Origin of the sequence: Paenibacillus sp. E194, from assembly GCF_000935845.1 — a bacterium.
In the GTDB taxonomy this organism is placed as follows: domain Bacteria; phylum Bacillota; class Bacilli; order Paenibacillales; family Paenibacillaceae; genus Paenibacillus_B; species Paenibacillus_B alvei_B.
This window is the reverse complement of record NZ_JMDX01000103.1, coordinates 1-20,445: the sequence shown is the minus strand read 5'-3', so window position 1 is coordinate 20,445 and position 20,445 is coordinate 1. Positions and strand designations below refer to the sequence as shown.

The following is a 20,445-nucleotide window of genomic DNA, read 5'->3' as shown; positions in this document are numbered from 1 at the left end:
AGGGAGTAGCCATTTAGCAGGTCAAGCACACTTCCGACCATTTCCTTGTTGCCGTCAATTGGCACACCGCGAATGATATTGGCGAATACGACACCGAATAGGAGAGGAGGCAGCAGACTGCCAATGAAAATCGCGGCATCCCACGCTTTCCTCCAAGCGCCATAATCCATCTTGCCCCTGAACTCGAACGCGACACCGCGCGCGATAAGCGCCAGCAGCAGCACGACGAATGGGATATAGAAGCCACTGAACATCGTCGCATACCATTCCGGAAAGGCGGCAAACATAGCCCCGCCAGCGGTAATTAACCATACCTCGTTCGCATCCCAATAAGGACCGATTGTGTTGATAATGATGCGGCGCTCATGACCCGTCTTCCCGAGGAACCTGGCGACCATGCCTACGCCGAAATCAAATCCTTCGAGGAAGAAGAAGCCGACGAACAGCACGGCGACGAGTATGAACCATAACTCATTTAGCGATAGCATGCCTTACCTCCTTATCAAATGGATCGTAATTCTTCATATCTTCTTCCTCCGGTTCTTCCATCTGCTCATCTATACGTATTACCTTGACGAAGAGAACAGCGTCGATAATGGCGAGTACCGCATAAATGGTCGTGAACGCAATGAGCGAGAAGAGAAGTTCTTCCGCCGTAACTGTAGGCGATATGGCGTCCTCTGTACGCATAACTCCGAACACAACCCACGGCTGACGACCCATCTCGGCCATAAGCCATCCCGCCGAATTGGCGAGGAACGGAAAGGCGATCATGCCAACCATCAGCTTCAAGAACCATGGGTGCTGCTCGAGCTTTTTCTTGCGGGACAACATCAGTCCGTAAATGCCGACAAGGCACATGAGCCCTCCTGCGGCAACCATCATGCGGAAGCTCCAGAACGTCATTTTGACCGATGGAATATAATTTCCTGGTCCATACTTCTGTTCATAGCGAGCTTGAATCTGATTCATCCCTTCCACACTGCCGCTAAGCTTGTTGTACGATAGCAGACTGAGCATATATGGGACTTGGATTTTGAACGAGTTCTCTTTCTTTTCCGTATCGATTGTGGCAAATAACGTGAACGGTGCCGGATCCTCACTCGTATTCCAGAGCGCCTCGGCCGCTGCCATCTTCATCGGCTGAGAAGTGAGCAGATGCTGCGCCTGTGCATGCCCAATGTAGGCAACGATGACGGACGAAATCAAGGCAACAGTAATCGAGACGCGGAACGAACGGCGGAACATGTCCGGATTGTGTCCACGCAGCAGTTTCCAAGCGCTGACGCCTGACATGAAGAAGGCGCCGGTTGCGAATGCGGCGAACAGCGTATGCGGAAATTGCAGCCACAATTGCGGATTCGTAATAAGTGCGAAGAAGTCGCTCATCTCTGCCCGTCCATTGTTGAATTCATATCCGACAGGCGCATGCATGAACGAGTTGGCGGTCAAGATCCAGAACGCGGACAACACGGTACCGATCGAGACGATCCAGATGCAAGCGAGATGAACGCGCTTCGATAAGCGCTCCCAGCCGAACACCCATAAGCCGATGAAGGTGGATTCCATAAAGAAGGCGAGCAGACCTTCGATGGCAAGCGATGGCCCGAACACATCACCGACGAAGCGGGAATAATTCGACCAGTTCATCCCGAACTGAAACTCCTGCAAAATGCCGGTGACGACGCCAACTGCGAAGTTAATCAGAAATAATTTGCTCCAGAACAAGGCAGCTTGCTTATAAATCTCCTTGCCCTTGACGACATAGAGCGTCTCTAATACGGCGATTAAAAACGCCAGTCCAATCGTCAAGGGGACGAAGATGTAGTGGAATAATGTTGTTGATGCGAATTGGATTCGCGCGAGAATGACCTGATCCATAGAGGCCTCCTTGTGATGAAAATGTGATCGTCGTGCAACAAGAAAAAGGTCTGTGAGATTCGAATAATGTGAATGTCTTCACGTTATGTGGTGCTATGAGTGTGACACTCGTTAAGATTCAGTCGTTAAGAAAAGCGTTAAGTTATGAGCTTGACGAGGCTGTACGTACATCGCAGCACACATCATTGCACACATCGTACATACTCTTGTCATATGGCACTGGCAGCCAGTCAAGTGAAGTTCTCACGTTCAGCATTATCTTAGAGCAGACTGGATGGGATGTCGCCATCCATTTCAACAGGGCGGGGTCATCCATGTTCAAGAGACTGACACAGAGTTGACAACGTTTCGATGAAAAGGGTCAGTACGAGATCACGAAGAGCAATGATATACTTATTTATATGTGATAAAAATCACAGACCAAGAAAGCAAGAGGTGTATTTCCATGTGGCAACCGGATCGTTCCAGCAATCAACCACTATATCAGCAGATTGCCGCATATATTGAGCGCAGCATTTATAACGGTGAATTTTCTCCGGGAAGCGTCCTTCCATCGGAACGCAAATTTGCCGAGCAAATACATGTAAATCGAAGCACAATCGTTCAAGCTTATGAAGAGCTGCGTGCTGCAGGCATTATTGAAAGCATGGTCGGTAGTGGTACTCGAGTAAGCAAGTCGAAGTGGGGGGCAGACTCTCAACAAACGCCAGATTGGCATCAATATTTAGATAGCTGCAAGCTAGTCCAGCCTGATCCGGTATACGCCGAATTGATTCGTTCCGCACTGGATTCGGGCAGCAACTGTATAGACTTTGCCAGCGGAGAACTGTCACCCGATTTGTCGCCAAATGAAGAGATGCGGATGCTTTTGAGCGAGCATCTGCTGCATGAGGACATGAGCTATGACGATCCTCAGGGCTATGTGCCGCTGCGGGAGGCTCTGTCCACCACTTTACATCAATATCGCGGCATTCGAACGACAGCATCATCGATTCTCGTTACATCAGGGTCTCATCAATCGCTCTATTTAATAACTCGCCGATTGCTTCAGCCTGGGGATGCGATCGCGATCGAGGATCCTTCTTACTATTATTCTCTGCCGATGTTTCACTCGGCGGGCTTGCGCTTGTTTCGCCTGCCTGTAGACGAGAAGGGGGTATGTCCGGAAGGGATATTGTCCTTGTATCGAGAGCACAACATACGGATGATATTCGTGAATCCGAATTACCATAATCCAACGGGCCGTGTGCTTGACCCCTCTAGACGGGAACAATTGCTTGAGATTTGCGGCAGCTTAGGCATTCCCATTGTGGAGGATGATCCGTTCAGTCTGACGTCCTTCACAGGCAATCCACCGCCAACGTTGAAATCGATTGATACAAACAATACCGTCATTTATATTGGCTCATTATCCAAAATTGTAGCGTCAGGCCTGCGGATCGGATGGATGGTTGCCCCGCAGTCTGTTATCACGCGGCTTGCTGCTGAACGAAAGCAAATCGACTTCGGAATGAGTGTGCTGCCGCAGCGAATCGCCGCACGTTTGCTGTCGGAAACTTATTTTGACCGCCATTTGGTACGGCTGCGGCAGGAACTCCTCAAGAAACGGAACTTGCTTATCGATGCGCTGCAGCGCGAACTTCCGGGGGAGGTGGCGTACTCCCTTCCACAAGGAGGGCTGCACTTATGGTGCAAAGTGAGAACCCCCGTTCATGATGCAAAATTGCTAGAGGAAAGCATAAAGCGAGGGGTTCTCTATAATCCTGGTACGGTCTACGGTTCAGAACCTGGGTATGTCCGGTTTACGTATGCAAGGCCGCATGAGGATGAAATTGGGTTAGGAATAGCGCGATTTGCTCAAGCGATTCATGCATCACAGCAGCGAGCAAAATGATTCATACCGGAGTAGAAATTCAAAAAAAGAAATGCAATTGGAAAGTTCCTCCTTTCTAGTTGCATTTCTTTGTAATATGATAGAGAGGAAAGAAAAAGAAAGCGTTTGCGAAATTGGGCGCAGATGAGATTGGAGGGAGGAAGAAGGAGGGACTATGCTATCCGATAACTAGATGAGATGGAGGGAAATAATGAAGAGATCTATGTATTTGAAAGCGGTTTCGATGCTGCTCAGTTTGATGGTTGTCATGACCTCGACGCTTACAGTAGTACAGCCTAAGGCGTATGCTCAAACAAACGGGCAGGAGAATGTAAAGGTGGAGCATCAAGATGAAGGCTCAGTCCTATCTAAACCAGATAAAGGTGATGGGACTCCGCCGAGCGTTACAGATGTCGTGTATGACAAGGACGGCAATATCATTTCGAATCCAATTGGGGACTCCAATGAGGAAGCTGCTCGCCTCCTCGCGGCTGCTACATTTAGCGGAACGAATCTAGCTCTGCATAAGCCAGCCTTTTCCTCCGGTAATGAAGTAGATTATTTGGGGCCTGAGCTGGCTGTAGACGGAAAAGGGAATACAAGATGGTCTTCGGCGAAGGAAGATGATCAATGGTTCTATGTAGATCTCGGAGAGAAAAAAGCATTCGATCGTGTCGTAATCCGTTGGCAAACGCCGGCCGATACATACAAGATCCTCGTATCGGATGACGCTCAGAATTGGACGAATGTGAAGGACAACGATGGTTCCATCCAATGTAAGGGCGGTGTGGAGACGGTTGATTTCCCTTCCCTCGAAGCTCGTTATGTGAAGTTCCAAGGTGTGAAGCGTGCTCCTGTCGATGGAGTACTGTATGGCTATTCCTTTTTTGAATTTGAGGTGTATCAATTGAATGACTTGCAATCTGTCATTGACAAGGTGACGGCAGCGCTCACGGTGCAAGCCGGACAGACGAAGCTCGATTGGTCCACTGCAGGAGTGCCGGAAGGCTACAGCGTCAGTGTATTTGGCAGCGACAGGGTTCCTGTCATCGACCGTGAAGGCAACATCCGTACACCGCTAGTAGACGCCAAGGTGAATCTGATGATTCAGGTGGAGGATCAGAATAGTCCAGACCGGAAGCTGCTGTCAGGAAGTATCCCCGTAATCGTTCCAGGCTTGCATAAACAGACATCGGATCGCAATCCCGAGCCGGAAGTGATCCCTTCTCTGCGCGAATGGTATGGGGATTCGGGCAATTTCAAGTTAAAGAAATCTTCGCGAATTGTAGTCAATCCGAAGGATGAGTCCTTGCTCCGTAAGGCGGCAGAGCTGACTAGCGAAGATGTATTGGATCTGACGGGATACCAGCTTACGGTAGTTTCTGGGACGCCGAAATCTGGGGATTTATATCTGTCGATTGATCCGTCATTATCATGGCTTGGCGATGAAGGAAACGTATTCAAGGTAGGGGAGTATGTATCCATTACCTCTTCTTCAGCTAAGGGAGCTTTCTTCGGAACGAGAACAGCGCTCCAAATCATTAAGCAGAATAAGGACTTGACGATTCCACGAGGTGAAGCAAGAGATTATCCGAAGTATGAGAAGCGTGGACTAATGATCGACGTAGCCCGCAAATTCTTCACGGTCGATTTCCTTCGCGATTATGTGAAGCTGTTGTCATGGTACAAGATGAACATGTTCCAAATTCACTTGAATGATGACGTCGGGGAGCCATTCGCAGATGGCACACGTGCAGCTTACCGCTTAGAAAGCACGACATATCCTGGACTTGCAAGTACCAGTGGGCATTATACGAAGCAAGAATTCAAGGATTTGCAGCTCATGGGCATGGACTATGGCATTAATATCATCCCGGAAATCGACACACCCGGACATTCTCGCGCATTCACGACCTACAACCCGGCGCTTGGAGAAGATTCCCATTTGGATATTTCTAAGCCGGAAACCGTGGAATTCATCAAGAACTTATTCAATGAGTATATAGACGGAAGTGACCCAACATTCGTCGGGCCAGAAGTGCATATTGGCACGGATGAATATTGGGGTCCGGATATCGAGCGCTACCGTTGGTACATGGATACACTCGTGAAGCATATTAACAGCAAAGGCAAGCACCCGCACATGTGGGGAGGCTTGACCCAATATACCGGAACGACGCCGATTAGCAATGACGCAACGATGGACATCTGGTATGAGCCATACGGTGCGCCACAGCAGGCGGTAGATCTCGGCTATGATGTCATCAACTCGCAGAATGTATACATGTACATCGTGCCTACCCTATACGGAAACTACTTGAATTCGCAATTCTTGTACGATGAGTGGGAGCCGAACAAGTGGGAGAACACATCGCTGCCACTTGGCCATCCGCGCGTGAAGGGTGGTATGTTCTCGATGTGGAATGACGTATCTGAAGCGAATGGCTTGTCAATGGACGATGCGCATATCCGATTGCTGCCTGGCATACAGGTCGTGGCAGAGAAGCTGTGGACGGGAACGCGCGATGATAAATCCTTTGCGCAATTTAACAATCGTACAAAGGTGATCGGTGATGCGCCGAATGCCGATCGTTCCCACAAAATTACGGTAAACAATCCAGACAATCTCGTTATGCAGTACATGTTCGAGAAGGGATTTAAGGATGGCTCGGGCAATGGATTTGATGGCAAGGTAGTCAATGTGGATATAACGGAAGGAAAATATGAACAGGGCGCGCATTTCAAAGGCGGCAAGAGCTACATCGAGACGCCAGTTGATGCGATTGGGTTCGGTTGGACCGCGTCCATATGGATCAAGCCGGACAAGGATAATCCAGATGACGCTGTCTTGATGGAATCGCCTGTAGGCACTTTGAAGCTGAAGCAGGGCAAGACAGGCAAGCTTGGATTCAGCAAAGGGCATTATGACAGTACTTTCAATTACGTCGTTCCAGAAGACAAGTGGACCCATATCTTGCTGAAGGGCGATGACAAGGGCGTATCACTATTCGTCAATATTGATGAGTATGTGGAACGTTTGGAAATGCAATATCCAAAGATGAATACGCTTGTCTTGCCGACGCTTCGCATTGGCAGCGAGACGAACGCCTTCAAGGGCACCTTGGATAATGTGGTCATCTACAACAAAGCAATCGAGCTGCTCAGCACGGAAAATCTGGCTTTGCAGAAGGCTACGGAATCTTCGGAACCAGAGTTTCCTTACTATTCCTCGGATAAGGCTGTAGATGGCAATCCGTCTACTCGCTGGGCCAGCAAGTATGTGGATGATGCTTGGTTCCTTGTAGACTTGGGAGAGGTCAAGGATATCAATAAGGTAATTATTAAATGGGAAGGCGCCTATGCGGAGAAGTATCAGCTTCTTGTATCTGATGACAAGACGAACTGGAGAAATATTTCCGGTGAAGGCGGAATCATCGAGTCCAAGGGTAAAATGGACATTCTCGAATTTGATACAACGCTAGCACGCTACGTGAAGTTCCAAGGCATCCAGCGGGCAACCGTCTTCGGCAACTCTTTCTACGAGTTTGAGGTATATTCACCAGGGCAAATTCCTGAATACAAGCAGTTGATCGCTACCATGGATGATATGCTGGCGAAGATCGGCAACAAGGGGAAATGGTACAAATTGCTGCTCGAAGTGCTGAACCGATACCCATACGATGCCAATCGTCCGATTGATGAGATGAAGACGCTCATGTCGCAGCTTGAACCGAATTAACAGATAGGGTAAAACCTCGCTTCCTTGGTGGAGGCGAGGTTTTTTGGTGTGCAGATGGAAAATCAACATCACGCAATCTTCACATCTTTATCCACTCTACGGAATGACCCGTGGTTCATTATCGTGTTATCATAAGGGGAGCAGCTGATATTTTACGTCTAAACCATATAACTAGAACTTTAGTAAGTAGGCTGCGCTGAAATGCTAGGGGGATTATTTCATACATGATAGACAAAAGGGGAGTGGGACAATTATGGCAGTGAGAAGACGTTGGCTGATTATGGGGAGCATTCTGCTTATGCTCGGAGCCGCAACAGGATGCGGAAGTCCGGAGGCAGAACAGCCAATGCAGGGAGCACAGGAGAAGGAGACGCCTGTGCAGGTAGCGGCCGTGCAGAAGGGGGCGCTGAATCAGACCAATGAGATGATTGGGACAGCGAGTGCAAGCCGATCTGTCGAGGTGATGCCGAAGCTGAGCGGCGAACTGAGCCGAATAAACGTGAAGAAGGGTGACACCGTCAGCAAAGGCGAGACTCTGGCAAGTGTGAAGGCAGACGATCTCGACATTCAGCTCCGCTTGGAGCAGCTGGGCTTGGAACAGGCGCAGGATCAATATAAAACGCTGCATAATGCACAGGCGTCTGAACTTGAATTGGATCAGGCGAAGCGCAGTATCGAACAGGCCGAGCTCCGTATTCAGCAAGCGAGCAATCGTAAAGCAGACGCATCCATCAAGGCGCCGATCAGTGGTCAGGTAGTGCGTGTAGCGGCCGAGCAAGGCGAGATTGCTGCAGGCACTTCGCCGTTGTTCACGATCGTGTCAACCAACCCGATCAAGTTCACGGCAAATGTGAGCGCTAATCAGATGCTGCTTCTGCAAAATCGGAAGGAAGTCAAGGTGGAGCTGCCGGATCTCGGCAAAACCATGAATGCGCACATTACATTCTTGTCTCCTGTGGCGAACGAATCTGGATTTTACGCACTGGAAACACAGGCAGAGAACAAGAAGGAGGAGATTAAGCCGGGCATGACGGCCAAGTTCTTGGTTGATCAGCAAGTGCTGAAGGATGCCTTGCTCGTGCCGACAGAAGCGATCGTCGAGAAGAATGGTGCTTCGCACGTATTCGTTATTCGCGATGGACAAGCTGTCGAGGAAGCGGTAGAGGTGCTTGAGGCGCAATCCAAGCTGACGGCGGTGAAGGGCAATCTTAAACCGAATGACCAGGTTGTTGTCAAAGGACAGCTGACACTGACAAGCGGCAATAAAGTCAAAATTGTCGAGGGGGCACGCTAACGTGAAAGTAATCGACGTCTCCGTTAAGCGTCCTATCGGCGTAATGATGCTCGTGCTGGCGATTCTAGCACTGGGCTTGTTCAGTCTGCGCAGTCTTGCAATCGACCTTTTCCCGAAAATCGATGTGCCGATTGCTGTGGTCGCGACCTCCTATCAAGGGGCGGCTCCAGAGGAAATTGAGAAGCTGATCTCCAGACCGCTGGAGTCTTCTCTGAGCACGATTCAAGGGATTGACACGCTGTCGTCTCAGTCACAGGCGAATTCCTCGCTGGTCATGCTCCAATTCAAGACCGGCACGAATATGGACAACGCCCTGATCGATGTCCGGGAGAAGGTCGATCAAGTGAAGGGGATGCTTCCTGATGATGCCAATGATCCGACCGTGCTTCGGTTCGACCCGAACCAGATGCCGATTATTACGCTTGGCTTGACGGGCGCATCTCCAGAGAAGCTTCAAGAATTTGCGGACAAGACCATCATTCCAACCTTGGAACGGGAACGCGGGGTTGCATCTGTCTCTGTTGCTGGGGGCAAAACACGCGAAATTCTCGTTGAGCTTAATCGTGCAAGCCTGTCGCGGTACGGCATTACGCCATCTCAAGTGGTGCAGGCGATCAACGCAGAAAATAAATCTCAGGCAGCGGGCTCTGTACCGAAAGGTGTGCAGGATCTGCAAATCCGAGTGAAGGGCGAATACGGTTCCGTAGATGACATCAAGCAGACTATCATTCATTTGCCGCGTGGGGGACAAATTCAAGTTAGTGATGTAGCTGTCGTCAAGGATACGTTCAAGAAGCAAACCTCGCTGACGTTAGTAGATGGCAGCCCTGCCCTCGTTCTATCGGTACAGAAACAATCGGATGCGAATACCGTAGCGGTTGCGGATAACATCGACAAGGGACTCGCGAAGATGAAGGATGTATTGCCGCAAGGTATTGAATTGAAGAAAGTGTCCGATACGTCGACCTTCATTCGTCAATCGATCGACAGCGTCATCGGCAATATGATGAGCGGCGGCGCATTGGCCGTCGTGATCCTGCTTCTCTTCTTGCGTAGCGTACGCTCGACCTTCGTTATCGCGCTCTCCATGCCGATTGCGATTATTTCGACGTTTACGCTCATGTATTTCACGGGGCAGACGCTCAATATCATTTCGATGGGCGGGCTTGCGCTCGGCATCGGGATGATGGTCGATAACTCTATCGTTATATTGGAAAATATATTTACCTACAGACAGCAGGGCATGTCCATGAAGGAGGCGGCCGTGAAGGGGGCATCTGAGCTCGCTTCTGCAGTTATCGCCTCAACAATGACAACACTCGTCGTGTTCCTGCCGATCGTGTTCATTCAAGGCTTGACTGCCGATATCTTCCGTCCGCTTGCACTGACGGTCTGCTTCTCGCTTATTGCATCGCTTGTTGTGGCGATTACGCTCATTCCGATGCTGGCGTCGAAGATCGTATCCGAGAAGAAGATCATGCAGCAGGAGAAGAAGGGCTGGTATATGCGCTTCTTCGGCGGGTTTGTTACGGGGTATAAAAAGATATTGAAATGGGCGCTCGGACATCGTAAAACGACGGTGTTTGCCACGATTGCTTTACTTGTAGGGAGCTTCTTCCTCGTACCGTTCATTGGCATGGAATTCATGCCTGGCGGGGATCAAGGGCAAATTCAGATCAAGGTTCAGACGCCAAGCGGCACAAGTCTGGATGAGACGAAGAAGACCGCTGACGAAGTGGCAGCCCTGCTCAAGCCTTATGAGGGCATCATTGAGACGGCCTCGCAATCGATTGGCGGCGGTGGAGGATTCGGCGGAGGCGGAACGAATTCTGCTACGTTCACCGTTCAACTCGTTCGCGCTTCGGAGCGGGATATCAAGACTAAAGAACTGATGCAGAAATTAACGGATGCGACAGGCAATATTGCAGGCGCAGACATTACCGTTTCTGCACAGGAATCAGGATTTAGTGCAGGCGCTCCGATTCACATCAAGCTGAATGGCCAGGATCAGAAGGTATTGGAGGAAGTTGCGAATCAAGTGGTGTGGATGATCTCTGACGTACAAGGGGTATACAATGCAGAGTCTTCCGCAGCGGAAGGCAATGCGGAGTTGAACATTACTGTCGATCGCAGCTTGGCCGCTTCCTATGGCATCTCCTATCAGCAAATTTTGAGCGAGATTTCGCTTGCCATGAATGGGCAGATGGCTACCCAATATCGGGAAGACGGCAATGAATATAATGTGAGAGTCATAATGCCGGAGGAAGAACGCAACAGTATCGCTGCATTGAATGCCTTAACGATTCAATCGCAGAATGGCCAGTTAATTCCACTGTCTGCTGTTGCGAAGTTCAATCAGCTCCAAGGGCCTGTCATGATTCAGCGCGAGAATCAGCAGCGTCAAATTAACGTTACGGCTGATATTGCGGGCAGAGACCTGGGCAGCATATCGAAGGACATTGAACAATCGCTGAAGAAAATGAATTTCCCAGATGGGTATTCATACTCCATGGGCGGAGCGAGTGAAGATATGGTGGAAGCATTCGGGGATCTTGGAATTGCACTCGTATTCTCTATCTTCCTCGTCTATGTCGTGATGGCGGTTCAATTCGAATCGCTGCTGTATCCGTTCATTATTATGTTCGCGATGCCGACGACGTTCATTGGGGTTATTGGCGGATTGTTCCTTACGGGCACACCACTGAGCGTAACGGCGATTATCGGGGTCATTATGCTCGCGGGTATCGTTGTCAACAACGCGATTATATTGGTGGATTACATCAATATCCAACGCCGCAGCGGATTGGATCGCCATGAGGCCATCATGCAAGGTGCGCCGAGCCGGATTCGTCCGATCTTCATGACGACGTTAACGACAGTGCTCGGCTTGCTGCCGCTTGCGCTTGGCATCGGGGAAGGCGCGGAAATGCAAGCGCCATTGGCGGTTGTCGTAATATTCGGTCTGTCCTGTTCGACGATCTTTACGCTGCTGCTGGTGCCCGTTATGTACACGTATTTGGATGATTTCTCGAACTGGATGAAGCGCTTGTTCACACGCAAAAATAAGGTGGAGAACGTAAGCGAAGCAACAGTATCTAATTAATTGGAATCACCAACAGTTTGATCGAAGAAAACTTAGTATATAGCAAAGCTCCTACGATCGAATACAGTCGTTTGTGGGAGCTTTTTCTTTGTGATATACAGCCAACTCCAACCGGTACATAAAAGAATTGACATGTTGAATCGGACAGCTTACGCTTAATTTGCCTATTATTCTCATTTCTGGGTTGATAGACATGACTGTGCTTCTACTAGAATGCTGAAGTAGATAGCGATAATGGAATGAATGTGTAGATGGGAAATGATATCTTGGAAAGGAAAAGGTGCCGGTGCCTCAACGAATACATGCATTGCATGCGAGCTGGCTGTTCCTTGTCTCTTATGTATTAAGCAATATTCTATCCACTTTTATTTTTCCTGACAAGCAGCCGTTGTACGCAAACTTGGGCCTGTTCTTGCTCTATGTCATGTTTGCACAGATTGGCCTGCATGTACTTCCTTCCGTTTTATTTATTGGCAGCAAGCGAATGTCATGGAAGGCTGTATTCAAATTGCGCCACGTATCATTAAGTTCCATGCTGCTAAGCCTCCTAATTTACGGAATCAGTCAAGTTCCAATGCTGTTCATCCATCAAGTTACTGAGCTTATTTCAAATGTCCTTGGACGCTCGTATCAGATGTCCTATTATCCACTTGCTGCTGACTTCACTTCGCTGCTCTTCCTCATCATGGCTATTGGGATCATTCCTCCGATATGTGAAGAGTTGCTGTTTAGAGGTGTGCTATTGACCGGATATGAGGAAAAGGGGAAATGGTTTGCAGCGGCGATGAGTGCTCTCCTATTTGCTTTATTTCACGACAATCCGTATCGGCTGCTGGAGTTGTTCTTTTCCGCATGGGTTTCAGCCATAATCGTGCTTCATGCCCGATCGATCTGGCCGGGAATAGTTATTCACTTGGCCACAAATACAACCTATGTCATCGGTTCATATATGAAGGGTGGAGACCTCGTCATGGGCGTCACTTCAACGGAAGCCCCCCCGAATTATTGGATAATAGGAGGATGGGGAGCCTTGTCTGTTCCGGCTGTTTATTTAGGGTATATGCTGTTGCGAATCATTGCCAAGAAAGAACAGAGCAAGGAGAGTCACAACAGCACCAGTCAAATGGATAGTAGAAAAGGGTATAGCTGGCTAATCCCGATTTTCCTGTCACTTCTCATCTTTGTACTTCAGGTCATGTAACTAAGGCTTTTTAACAATTCCACACCTATAGCATCGGCCAAATCTCTGACCACATCGCATCCAAAATGTCCTGAAGCCGATCTTCCTGGCTATTGATGGCGATCACGGCACCCTTATCGGGCATGACAATACAGAACTGTCCATGCGCGCCATCCGCCCGATAGGCATAATGTGAGCACATCCAGAATTGATAGCCGTAGCCTTGGCACCAGTCAAGGCTGCCTTCATTGTCGATCTGCTTGCTCGTTGCAAGCTGAATCCAATCGGCTGGGACAAGCTGTGCTCCGTTCCACACTCCTTGCTGCAGAAGCAGTTGGCCGAAGCGGCTCAGTTCTTCGTTCGTAAGTGCAAGCCCGGCACAGCCCAGCGTTACGCCAAGCGGCGAGGAATCCCATGTCTCTTCTCTAATCCCAAGCGGCTTGAACAGCCTAGGACGCAAGTAGTCGTGCACCGTTAGTCCGACGGCTGCCTGCACCATTGCTGAGATCATAAAGGTATCTCCGCTGCTGTATGTGAATCGTTTTCCTGGCACTCTATCCAAAGGCAGAGACATGTAATAGCGAACCCAGTCCTTTTCCTGCAGCGAAGCTCGTTCCTCTGCCCAGAGCGGGGGAGAATCATGCCCGGAAGACATGCGAAGCAATTCGCGCAGCTTAATGCTTGCAGGGTGAAGGAGGGGATTTGGCTCCGTATGCAAAAGAGCGTATTGCGGAAATACATCGCCTAGCGTTGTATCCAGGGTCAGCTTGCCTTCCTCGAAGGCAAGACCAACGGCCATGCATGTGAACGATTTGCTGATGGAGTGCTGCAACCGTCGGCTGTCTTCTTTTTGATCCCACTTTCCGATCAACTCCCCGTCCTGACGAACACGTACAGATTCCACTTGCAAATTTTCTGCCGTAACTCGATTCACGAACTCGGTTAGGCATGAGGCTCTCATCATCTCTAGTTCTCCCTTCTCGATAGGAGCGATATGTTCAATATCCGTACAATCCATTTCGTTGACATTCTTATTTCGAGATATTCTGTTGTGACCAAAATTCATTGCCGTGCATGTCATGAATGACCTATGTAGAAACGTGAACTAAATCACTTTATGAAAATCGTGGAATCACGCGTCATCACTGAATAGAAACGTTTCGGTGAGTGGTGATGAAATCTATAATGCAAGTATGTCATTGATTCTAGTTCGTTGTCAATGAGTCTATAGTAATCGCTTTCTATTTGTTTTATGTCTCAAAAATTGGGTTATTATCAATAAAAAGTAGTTTTTGTTCATACCTTTAATCGATTGTATCAAAAAATCATTGACAGATTCAGGATCAGAGATCTATGATTGTGTCGAAACGATTCGAATAAATCGCTTACATTTCGCAATCAGGTGTACTCTGCTTGTGATATTACGTGGCAGTAGACGTAGCTGGATCACGGTTTAGCGTAATTGCTGAACAGATAAAGCAGTAAAACAGTAACAAAGAAGTAAAGCAGCCAATGAACAGATCTAAAGTTAGTCAGCCCTATGATTTCAAAAATACGAAAATGAAAGGGATTACATATGGCGCATGTAACGATAGAAACTGGGTCGAACGTTTTGCGAATGAACACGAGCATTCACGTGATTTATCCCTTGGAATCGCAAACTCCGCCAAGCAGTACGCTTTATTTGCTGCATGGTGCTGGTGATAATGCGAGCACATGGCAGCGACTGACGACGATTGAGCAATATGCACAGCGTCACAATTGCACGGTAATTATGCCAGAGGCTAATCGCAGTTATTACACAGACATGGCGTATGGACTCGACTACTTTACATTCATTACCGAAGAGCTTCCCGATTTGTGCAGCAAGCTGCTCCAGTTGAATGTCGAGCCAGAGCATACATACATAGCCGGCTTGTCGATGGGTGGGTATGGCGCTTTGAAATGTGCGCTTACCTATCCCGAGCGATACGCCAAGGCAGTATCGTTGTCCGGGGTTACCGATATGCAGCGCCGACTTCGCGATCCCGATATGCCCCAAGGAATGGTGAGAGAGATGCAGGCGGTGTTTGGCATGGATTTACTCGTGAAGCCCGAGCAGGATCTATATGCGCTAGCTGCCAAGAGGATGGAAACGGGAAGCTTGATGCCGTCCATTCTGTGCTGCTGCGGTTCGGAAGATCCCTTTATCGAAATGAATCGAGCGTTTGCTGCGTATATGAATGCAGCTCCCTCATCCGGGTTCCACTTCCACTATGTTGAAGATTCAGGCACCCATGACTGGGTATTTTGGGAGAAGCATTTGAGGACAGCGTTTGACTTTCTTTTTAACAACAAGAAGCGAACTGAGAGGGGAAATGCAATGTGAAATCTGCAGCCTTGCAGGGGCCAGACGGCAAGCTGAAGAGTCGTTCGAAGCTGGGAGCGCTGTTCAGTGAAATATGGAAGCATCGAATGGTATATACGCTGCTCCTTCCTGGGCTGATCTGGCTTCTATTATTTGCGTATTTGCCGATGGGGGGCTTATCGCTTGCCTTCAAGGAATATAAGGCGAACCTGGGCATTTGGGGCAGTCCGTGGGTCGGGTTTGAAAATTTCAAGTACGTGTTCCGTGATCCAGCCTTCCTCGATGCGCTGTGGCGGACGCTGTACATTAACATCATTAAGCTGGTCATTCAATTCCCATTCCCGATCCTGCTGGCGCTCATGCTGAACGAGCTCCGAATGAAGCGTGGGAAAAAGGTATTTCAAACTGTGCTGACGTTTCCCCATTTCTTGTCATGGATTATCGTGTCAGGGGTTGTCATTAATGTACTAGCCTATGATGGACTTGTGAACAGCACGCTGACGCTGCTTGGACTGCCAACGATTAATTTTCTTGGGTCAGAGAGCACGTTCGTTCCGATGCTGCTGCTTACAGACATTTGGAAATCGACCGGATGGGGAGCCATTATCTACTTGGCTGCCATCTCGGGAATCGATCAGGATCAATTCGAATCTGCCCAGATTGACGGGGCGTCACGGATGCAGCAGGTGTTCCGCATTACGTTGCCCAACATTATGCCTACCGTCACGGTCATGTTCATTCTGTCCGTAGGCGGACTGATGTCATCGGGCTTTGATCAAATTTTCAACTTGGCAAATGCAGCTACGAAGAATGTGTCCGAGGTGCTGGATGTGTACATTTACCGGATCACCTTCCAATCTTCCACTGACTTCTCGTTCTCAACGGCGGTCAGCTTGTTCCGATCTCTGGTGAATATGATCCTGCTGCTTGCTGCCGATCGAGTAGCGAAAATGCTGGGCGGAGACGGGCTATTCCGATAAGGGGGGATGCAACAATGAGCAAGAAAACTGCACGGCGGTCTTCGTTCCGCAGAGAAAAGATGACTGCTCTCGACTATATCTTATTTGTCATTCTACTTGGTATTGCACTGTTGATTCTCATTCCATTCTGGAACGTCATTATGATTTCATTCTCGACGCCGAAGGAGTACGCCGACAATCCGTTCATGCTGTTCCCGAAAAATCCAACGCTGGCCTCCTACAAGGCGCTTTTCATGGACGGAAGTATTCTTATGGGATACTGGAACACCTTCAAGCTGCTTATTGTCGGTTTGCCGCTAAGCCTGTTCCTGACGAGCAGCATGGCTTATGGACTTAGCAGAAGCAAGTTTCCGGGTAAGCGGATCATCTTTTTCCTTGTGCTGTTCACGATGATCTTCAACGGCGGTATTGTTCCGCTGTACCTGATCATGAAATCCCTGCATTTGACCGGGACATTATGGTCTGTCATTTTTGCCGGCAGCTTCAGCGCCTTCAACATGATATTAATGATGAACTATTTCTACAGTCTTCCGGAATCGCTGATGGAGTCCGCACGCTTGGACGGAGCGGGCGAATGGAGAATTATGTTCTCCGTCGTACTTCCGCTGGCCGCGCCCATTATGGCAACCATTACGCTGTTCTATGGTGTCGCGTATTGGAACAGCTGGTATGATGCGATGATCTTCCTGCGCAAGGCAGAGCAGCTTCCGCTGCAGAACGTGCTTCGCACCATTATTGTGGAATCGACGACGAACGCATCTAATGCGTCAAGCGTAAATGCTGTCGGCAAGCAAGCTTTTTCAACGGGGATGAAGATGGCTGCGGTGTTCGTCACGATGGTGCCTATCATGTGCTTCTTCCCTCTGCTTCAGAAGCATTTCGCCAAAGGGGTGTTAACAGGGGCAATTAAGACCTGATGATACACATAGATTTTTGTTATTTTTGCATGATGGTATGACGGCAATATTCAGTATGCATGTATGCATCAAAAATCTATTATCCAAAAAACAAGGGGCGACAAAACATGAAAGCAGTCAAAAAGCTGTCGGTAAGATCAATTCTTCTCCTCTCGCTATGTCTGGTAATGCTGCTGGCTACGGCATGCTCGAAGGAGGGAGCGCAAGGAGGCAACGAGAAGGATGAAAGCGGAAATTACAAGGACAAACTCAAAATTTCCGTGGCAAGCACCATAAATCTGAAGGACGGACAATTGAACAATGAGTTCCATAAGTTCTGGATGGATAAGTTCAATCTGGAGTGGGACTACAACTTCATTGAATGGGATTCATGGGCGGAGAAACTGCGGCTGTGGGTCAGCTCCGGAGATCTGCCTGACGTGGCTACATGGAACTATATTCACGGCGACGCGATGAACTATATCGACCAAGGGCTTCTGTACAAGTTCCCAGACGATTGGAAGGAGCGCTGGCCGAACGTGGCTACTGCCTACAAGCTGACTGGGCTTGGCGAGAAGCTGGAAGAGCTGAAGGGTGGCACATATCTGCTGCCACGTCCCGTGTACTACGAGAACAAGCCTGCTGATCCGCTTGTCAACCAAAACGGCGTTATTGTTCTGCGCAAGGACTGGGCACAGGCTGTTGGCTTTGAATTAAAGGATGCCTATACGACAAGTGAATTAATGACGTTTGCCAAGCTGGTGAAGGAGAAGGATCCGGGCAAGGTCGGTGCGAATCTGGTACCTCTTTCCTTCAATGCAGGAGATGCAATGGTGAACATCATTATGCCGAACAGTGAGCATTCCCGTGTGGAGTCTGCCTTCTATAAAGGTGAGGATGGAAAATATCACTGGGGGCCAGCGGATCCAGAAACGCTGGTCGGCTTGAAGCTGATGCAGCAGGCATACAAGGAAGGACTGTTGAATCCTGAGTTCTATACATGGAAAAACAGCGAGGGAGGCGACAACTTCCGCGTGAAAGGCGCAGCGGCAGTAGCCGGCCTTGGCGGTCTGGCTTCCTTTAGACAAGACGTGGATAAGGATATGCAGAAAAACCTGGGCGTGAGCAGCGACGATCTTGTTCATACTGCGATCGTGCTTGGCGACGACGGCAAATATCGCAATCTGGAGCAGGCGAATTTCTGGTCGGCACTCATTTTCTCGCCGAACATCAGTAAAGAGAAGTTTGAACGGGTTATGGACTTATTGGATTATTCAACTAGCACAGAAGGACAAATGATTTTGAACATGGGCTTCGAGGGCAAGGATTGGAAATACGGCGACAACAAGGAGCTTGTAAGCCTGCTGCCGGAAGGGACATCGCTTGAAGACAAATATCCAAGCCGCTTCGAAGGGCTGTATTTATTAGGAGACGACTTCAGCATCATTAACCCGGCGATTAAGAAGGAATATCGCGACCGCTCCGTTCTGCATTATCAGAACAAGGCGAAGCTGGGCAAAGAGGGCGGTAAGCTGGCCGCCTATGACTGGACGGTTCAATTGCACGATTCCAAGGTGAAGAACCAGGCAACTTTCACTTACGAGACGGAGTATACGAATCTTATTTTGCAGAGCGGTGATCTGGAATCGAACTGGAAAAAGTGGGTGGAGAGCAAAATGTCACTCGTACAGCCGGCTCTGGATGAGTTGAACAATTTGAAATAGGTGCGATTTGTTTGAACGAACCCGGTATGCCAATTGAGCACAGGGATTGCTGCTGCCGGGTTTCTTTTCCACAATATTTCTTCTCAATGAGGAATTTGCACAATCGATGATTGCGCTCTTGGTGCAAGCACTACGGAGTCAAGTATTGCGCAAGTCCCTGAGGAAGGAGAAGCACTATTTAAGGAAATGAAAAATGAACATCTCTTCGAACGATGACCAGGCAATGAACTTTTCATACGAGAATTCGAACCGTGGAGGAACTACTATGGATAATCAACAACTTAAAGCGCTTGTACAACAGATGACATTGGAAGAGAAGATTGCTCAACTGCTGCAGCTTACGGGACATTTCCATGAAGGCTCGGACAGCGAAGGGCAGGTAACGGGGCCGATGGAGGAAATGGGCATAACCGAGCAGATGGTTGCGGCGAGCGGCTCTGTGCTTGGCTTGTCCGGAGCGCAGGCTGTAATCGATGTGCAGCAGAATTATATGAAGAAAAGTCGCCTCGGCATTCCGCTTCTGTTCATGGCCGATGTCGTTCACGGCTTCAAGACCATTTTCCCGATCCCGCTCGCGATCGGCTGCTCGTGGAATACGGAGCTCGCAGAACAGAGTGCGGCAATCGCAGCGCGAGAGTCGGCCGTCTCGGGCATTCATGTGACGTTTGCGCCAATGGTCGATCTGGTACGTGATCCGCGCTGGGGAAGAGTGATGGAAACGACGGGCGAGGATCCGCATCTGAACAGCTTATTCGCACGGGCGTTTGTGCGCGGCTATCAAGGCAAAGACTTAAAGGGAGATTCGGAGCGGCTGGCCGCATGTGTGAAGCATTTTGCCGCTTATGGGGCACCGGAAGGAGGCCGCGAGTACAACACGGTTGATATGTCGGAAAGGGCCTTGCGCGAATATTACTTGCCTGCGTACAAGGCAGCGCTGGATGAAGGCAGCGAGATGGTCATGTCCTCCTTCAATACCGTCGACGGTATACCGGCGACAGGCAATGAGAAGCTGTTGCGCGGCATTCTGCGTGAGGAATGGGGCTTCGGCGGCATTGTGATATCGGACTGGGCTTCCATACGGGAAATGATTGCTCACGGTGCGGCTGAGAATGATCACGAAGCAGCTCTCCGTGCTATACGAGCGGGCGTGGACATAGAGATGATGACGCCGTGCTATGTGCATCATTTGCCGAAGCTTATCCGCGAAGGCAAGGTAGATGAGGCGCTTGTTGATGAAGCGGTGCTGCGCATTCTGCGCCTCAAGGACAAGCTGGGCTTATTCGAGAATCCGCTGCGCGCTGCGAATCCAGAACGAGAGCGTGAAATTCTATTCTGTGCGGAGCATCGCAAGGCATCCTACGAGCTGGCAGCCAAATCCTGCGTACTGTTAGAAAAATAACGGCATGCTGCCGCTGCACGCCAAATACC

General features: G+C 49.3%; 12 protein-coding genes and 1 pseudogene. 10 read left to right on the top strand and 3 right to left on the bottom strand.

Annotated features, from left to right (window positions below):
• Window positions 1–488, bottom strand: a 488-nt coding sequence (gene cydB / locus AZ66_RS15495) for a cytochrome d ubiquinol oxidase subunit II (protein ID WP_044355654.1), incomplete at its 3' end; no start/stop codon positions are given.
• A complete protein-coding gene (locus tag AZ66_RS15490) occupies window positions 472–1,881 on the bottom strand; it encodes a cytochrome ubiquinol oxidase subunit I (protein WP_044355653.1) in 1,410 nt (469 codons plus the stop codon). The genes cydB and AZ66_RS15490, both read right to left, overlap by 17 nt.
• Window positions 1,882–2,326: 445 nt before the next feature.
• Between AZ66_RS15490 and pdxR the strand changes: the two genes are divergently transcribed.
• From pdxR to AZ66_RS15465, 5 genes are all read left to right on the top strand, one after another.
• On the top strand, window positions 2,327–3,775 hold the full coding sequence (gene pdxR, locus AZ66_RS15485) for a MocR-like pyridoxine biosynthesis transcription factor PdxR (protein WP_044355652.1): 1,449 nt from the start codon (window positions 2,327–2,329) through the stop codon (window positions 3,773–3,775).
• Between the two features lie 190 nt (window positions 3,776–3,965).
• On the top strand, window positions 3,966–7,493 hold the full coding sequence (locus AZ66_RS15480) for a discoidin domain-containing protein (protein WP_044355651.1): 3,528 nt from the start codon (window positions 3,966–3,968) through the stop codon (window positions 7,491–7,493).
• Window positions 7,494–7,746: 253 nt separating this feature from the next.
• Entirely contained in the window at window positions 7,747–8,787 is a 1,041-nt protein-coding gene (locus tag AZ66_RS15475; RefSeq protein WP_044355650.1) for an efflux RND transporter periplasmic adaptor subunit, read from the top strand.
• Between the two features lies 1 nt (window position 8,788).
• A complete protein-coding gene (locus tag AZ66_RS15470) occupies window positions 8,789–11,890 on the top strand; it encodes an efflux RND transporter permease subunit (RefSeq protein ID WP_044355649.1) in 3,102 nt (1,033 codons plus the stop codon).
• A 286-nt stretch (window positions 11,891–12,176) separates the two neighbouring features.
• On the top strand, window positions 12,177–13,091 hold the full coding sequence (locus AZ66_RS15465; protein WP_044355648.1) for a type II CAAX endopeptidase family protein: 915 nt from the start codon (window positions 12,177–12,179) through the stop codon (window positions 13,089–13,091).
• 25 nt (window positions 13,092–13,116) lie between these two features.
• Here AZ66_RS15465 and AZ66_RS15460 read toward each other — a convergent pair whose 3' ends face one another.
• Complete coding sequence (locus AZ66_RS15460) at window positions 13,117–14,088, bottom strand: serine hydrolase domain-containing protein (protein WP_231586894.1); 972 nt, start codon at window positions 14,086–14,088, stop codon at window positions 13,117–13,119.
• A gap of 558 nt (window positions 14,089–14,646) precedes the next feature.
• Between AZ66_RS15460 and AZ66_RS15455 the strand changes: the two genes are divergently transcribed.
• The 5 genes and pseudogenes from AZ66_RS15455 to AZ66_RS15435 all read left to right on the top strand — a co-directional run.
• Window positions 14,647–15,438: an alpha/beta hydrolase gene (locus AZ66_RS15455; RefSeq protein WP_044355647.1), complete on the top strand. Its 792-nt coding sequence runs from the start codon at window positions 14,647–14,649 to the stop codon at window positions 15,436–15,438.
• On the top strand, window positions 15,435–16,397 hold the full coding sequence (locus AZ66_RS15450; protein ID WP_044355646.1) for an ABC transporter permease: 963 nt from the start codon (window positions 15,435–15,437) through the stop codon (window positions 16,395–16,397). The genes AZ66_RS15455 and AZ66_RS15450 overlap by 4 nt, the downstream gene beginning before the upstream one ends.
• A gap of 14 nt (window positions 16,398–16,411) precedes the next feature.
• Entirely contained in the window at window positions 16,412–17,314 is a 903-nt protein-coding gene (locus tag AZ66_RS15445) for a carbohydrate ABC transporter permease (RefSeq protein ID WP_044355645.1), read from the top strand.
• A 107-nt stretch (window positions 17,315–17,421) separates the two neighbouring features.
• Window positions 17,422–19,017, top strand: coding sequence for an extracellular solute-binding protein (locus AZ66_RS15440; protein WP_044355644.1), 1,596 nt, complete (start codon window positions 17,422–17,424; stop codon window positions 19,015–19,017).
• Window positions 19,018–19,282: 265 nt separating this feature from the next.
• A pseudogene (locus AZ66_RS15435) lies at window positions 19,283–20,445 on the top strand (glycoside hydrolase family 3 protein); the annotation flags it as partial.

Coding starts and splice junctions, on each gene's coding strand:
- AZ66_RS15490 (WP_044355653.1), bottom strand. CDS start 1,881: ATGGATCAGGTCATTCTCGCGCGAATCCAATTCGCATCAACAACATTA.
- pdxR (WP_044355652.1), top strand. CDS start 2,327: ATGTGGCAACCGGATCGTTCCAGCAATCAACCACTATATCAGCAGATT.
- AZ66_RS15480 (WP_044355651.1), top strand. CDS start 3,966: ATGAAGAGATCTATGTATTTGAAAGCGGTTTCGATGCTGCTCAGTTTG.
- AZ66_RS15475 (WP_044355650.1), top strand. CDS start 7,747: ATGGCAGTGAGAAGACGTTGGCTGATTATGGGGAGCATTCTGCTTATG.
- AZ66_RS15460 (WP_231586894.1), bottom strand. CDS start 14,088: ATGGATTGTACGGATATTGAACATATCGCTCCTATCGAGAAGGGAGAA.
- AZ66_RS15455 (WP_044355647.1), top strand. CDS start 14,647: ATGGCGCATGTAACGATAGAAACTGGGTCGAACGTTTTGCGAATGAAC.
- AZ66_RS15445 (WP_044355645.1), top strand. CDS start 16,412: ATGAGCAAGAAAACTGCACGGCGGTCTTCGTTCCGCAGAGAAAAGATG.
- AZ66_RS15440 (WP_044355644.1), top strand. CDS start 17,422: ATGAAAGCAGTCAAAAAGCTGTCGGTAAGATCAATTCTTCTCCTCTCG.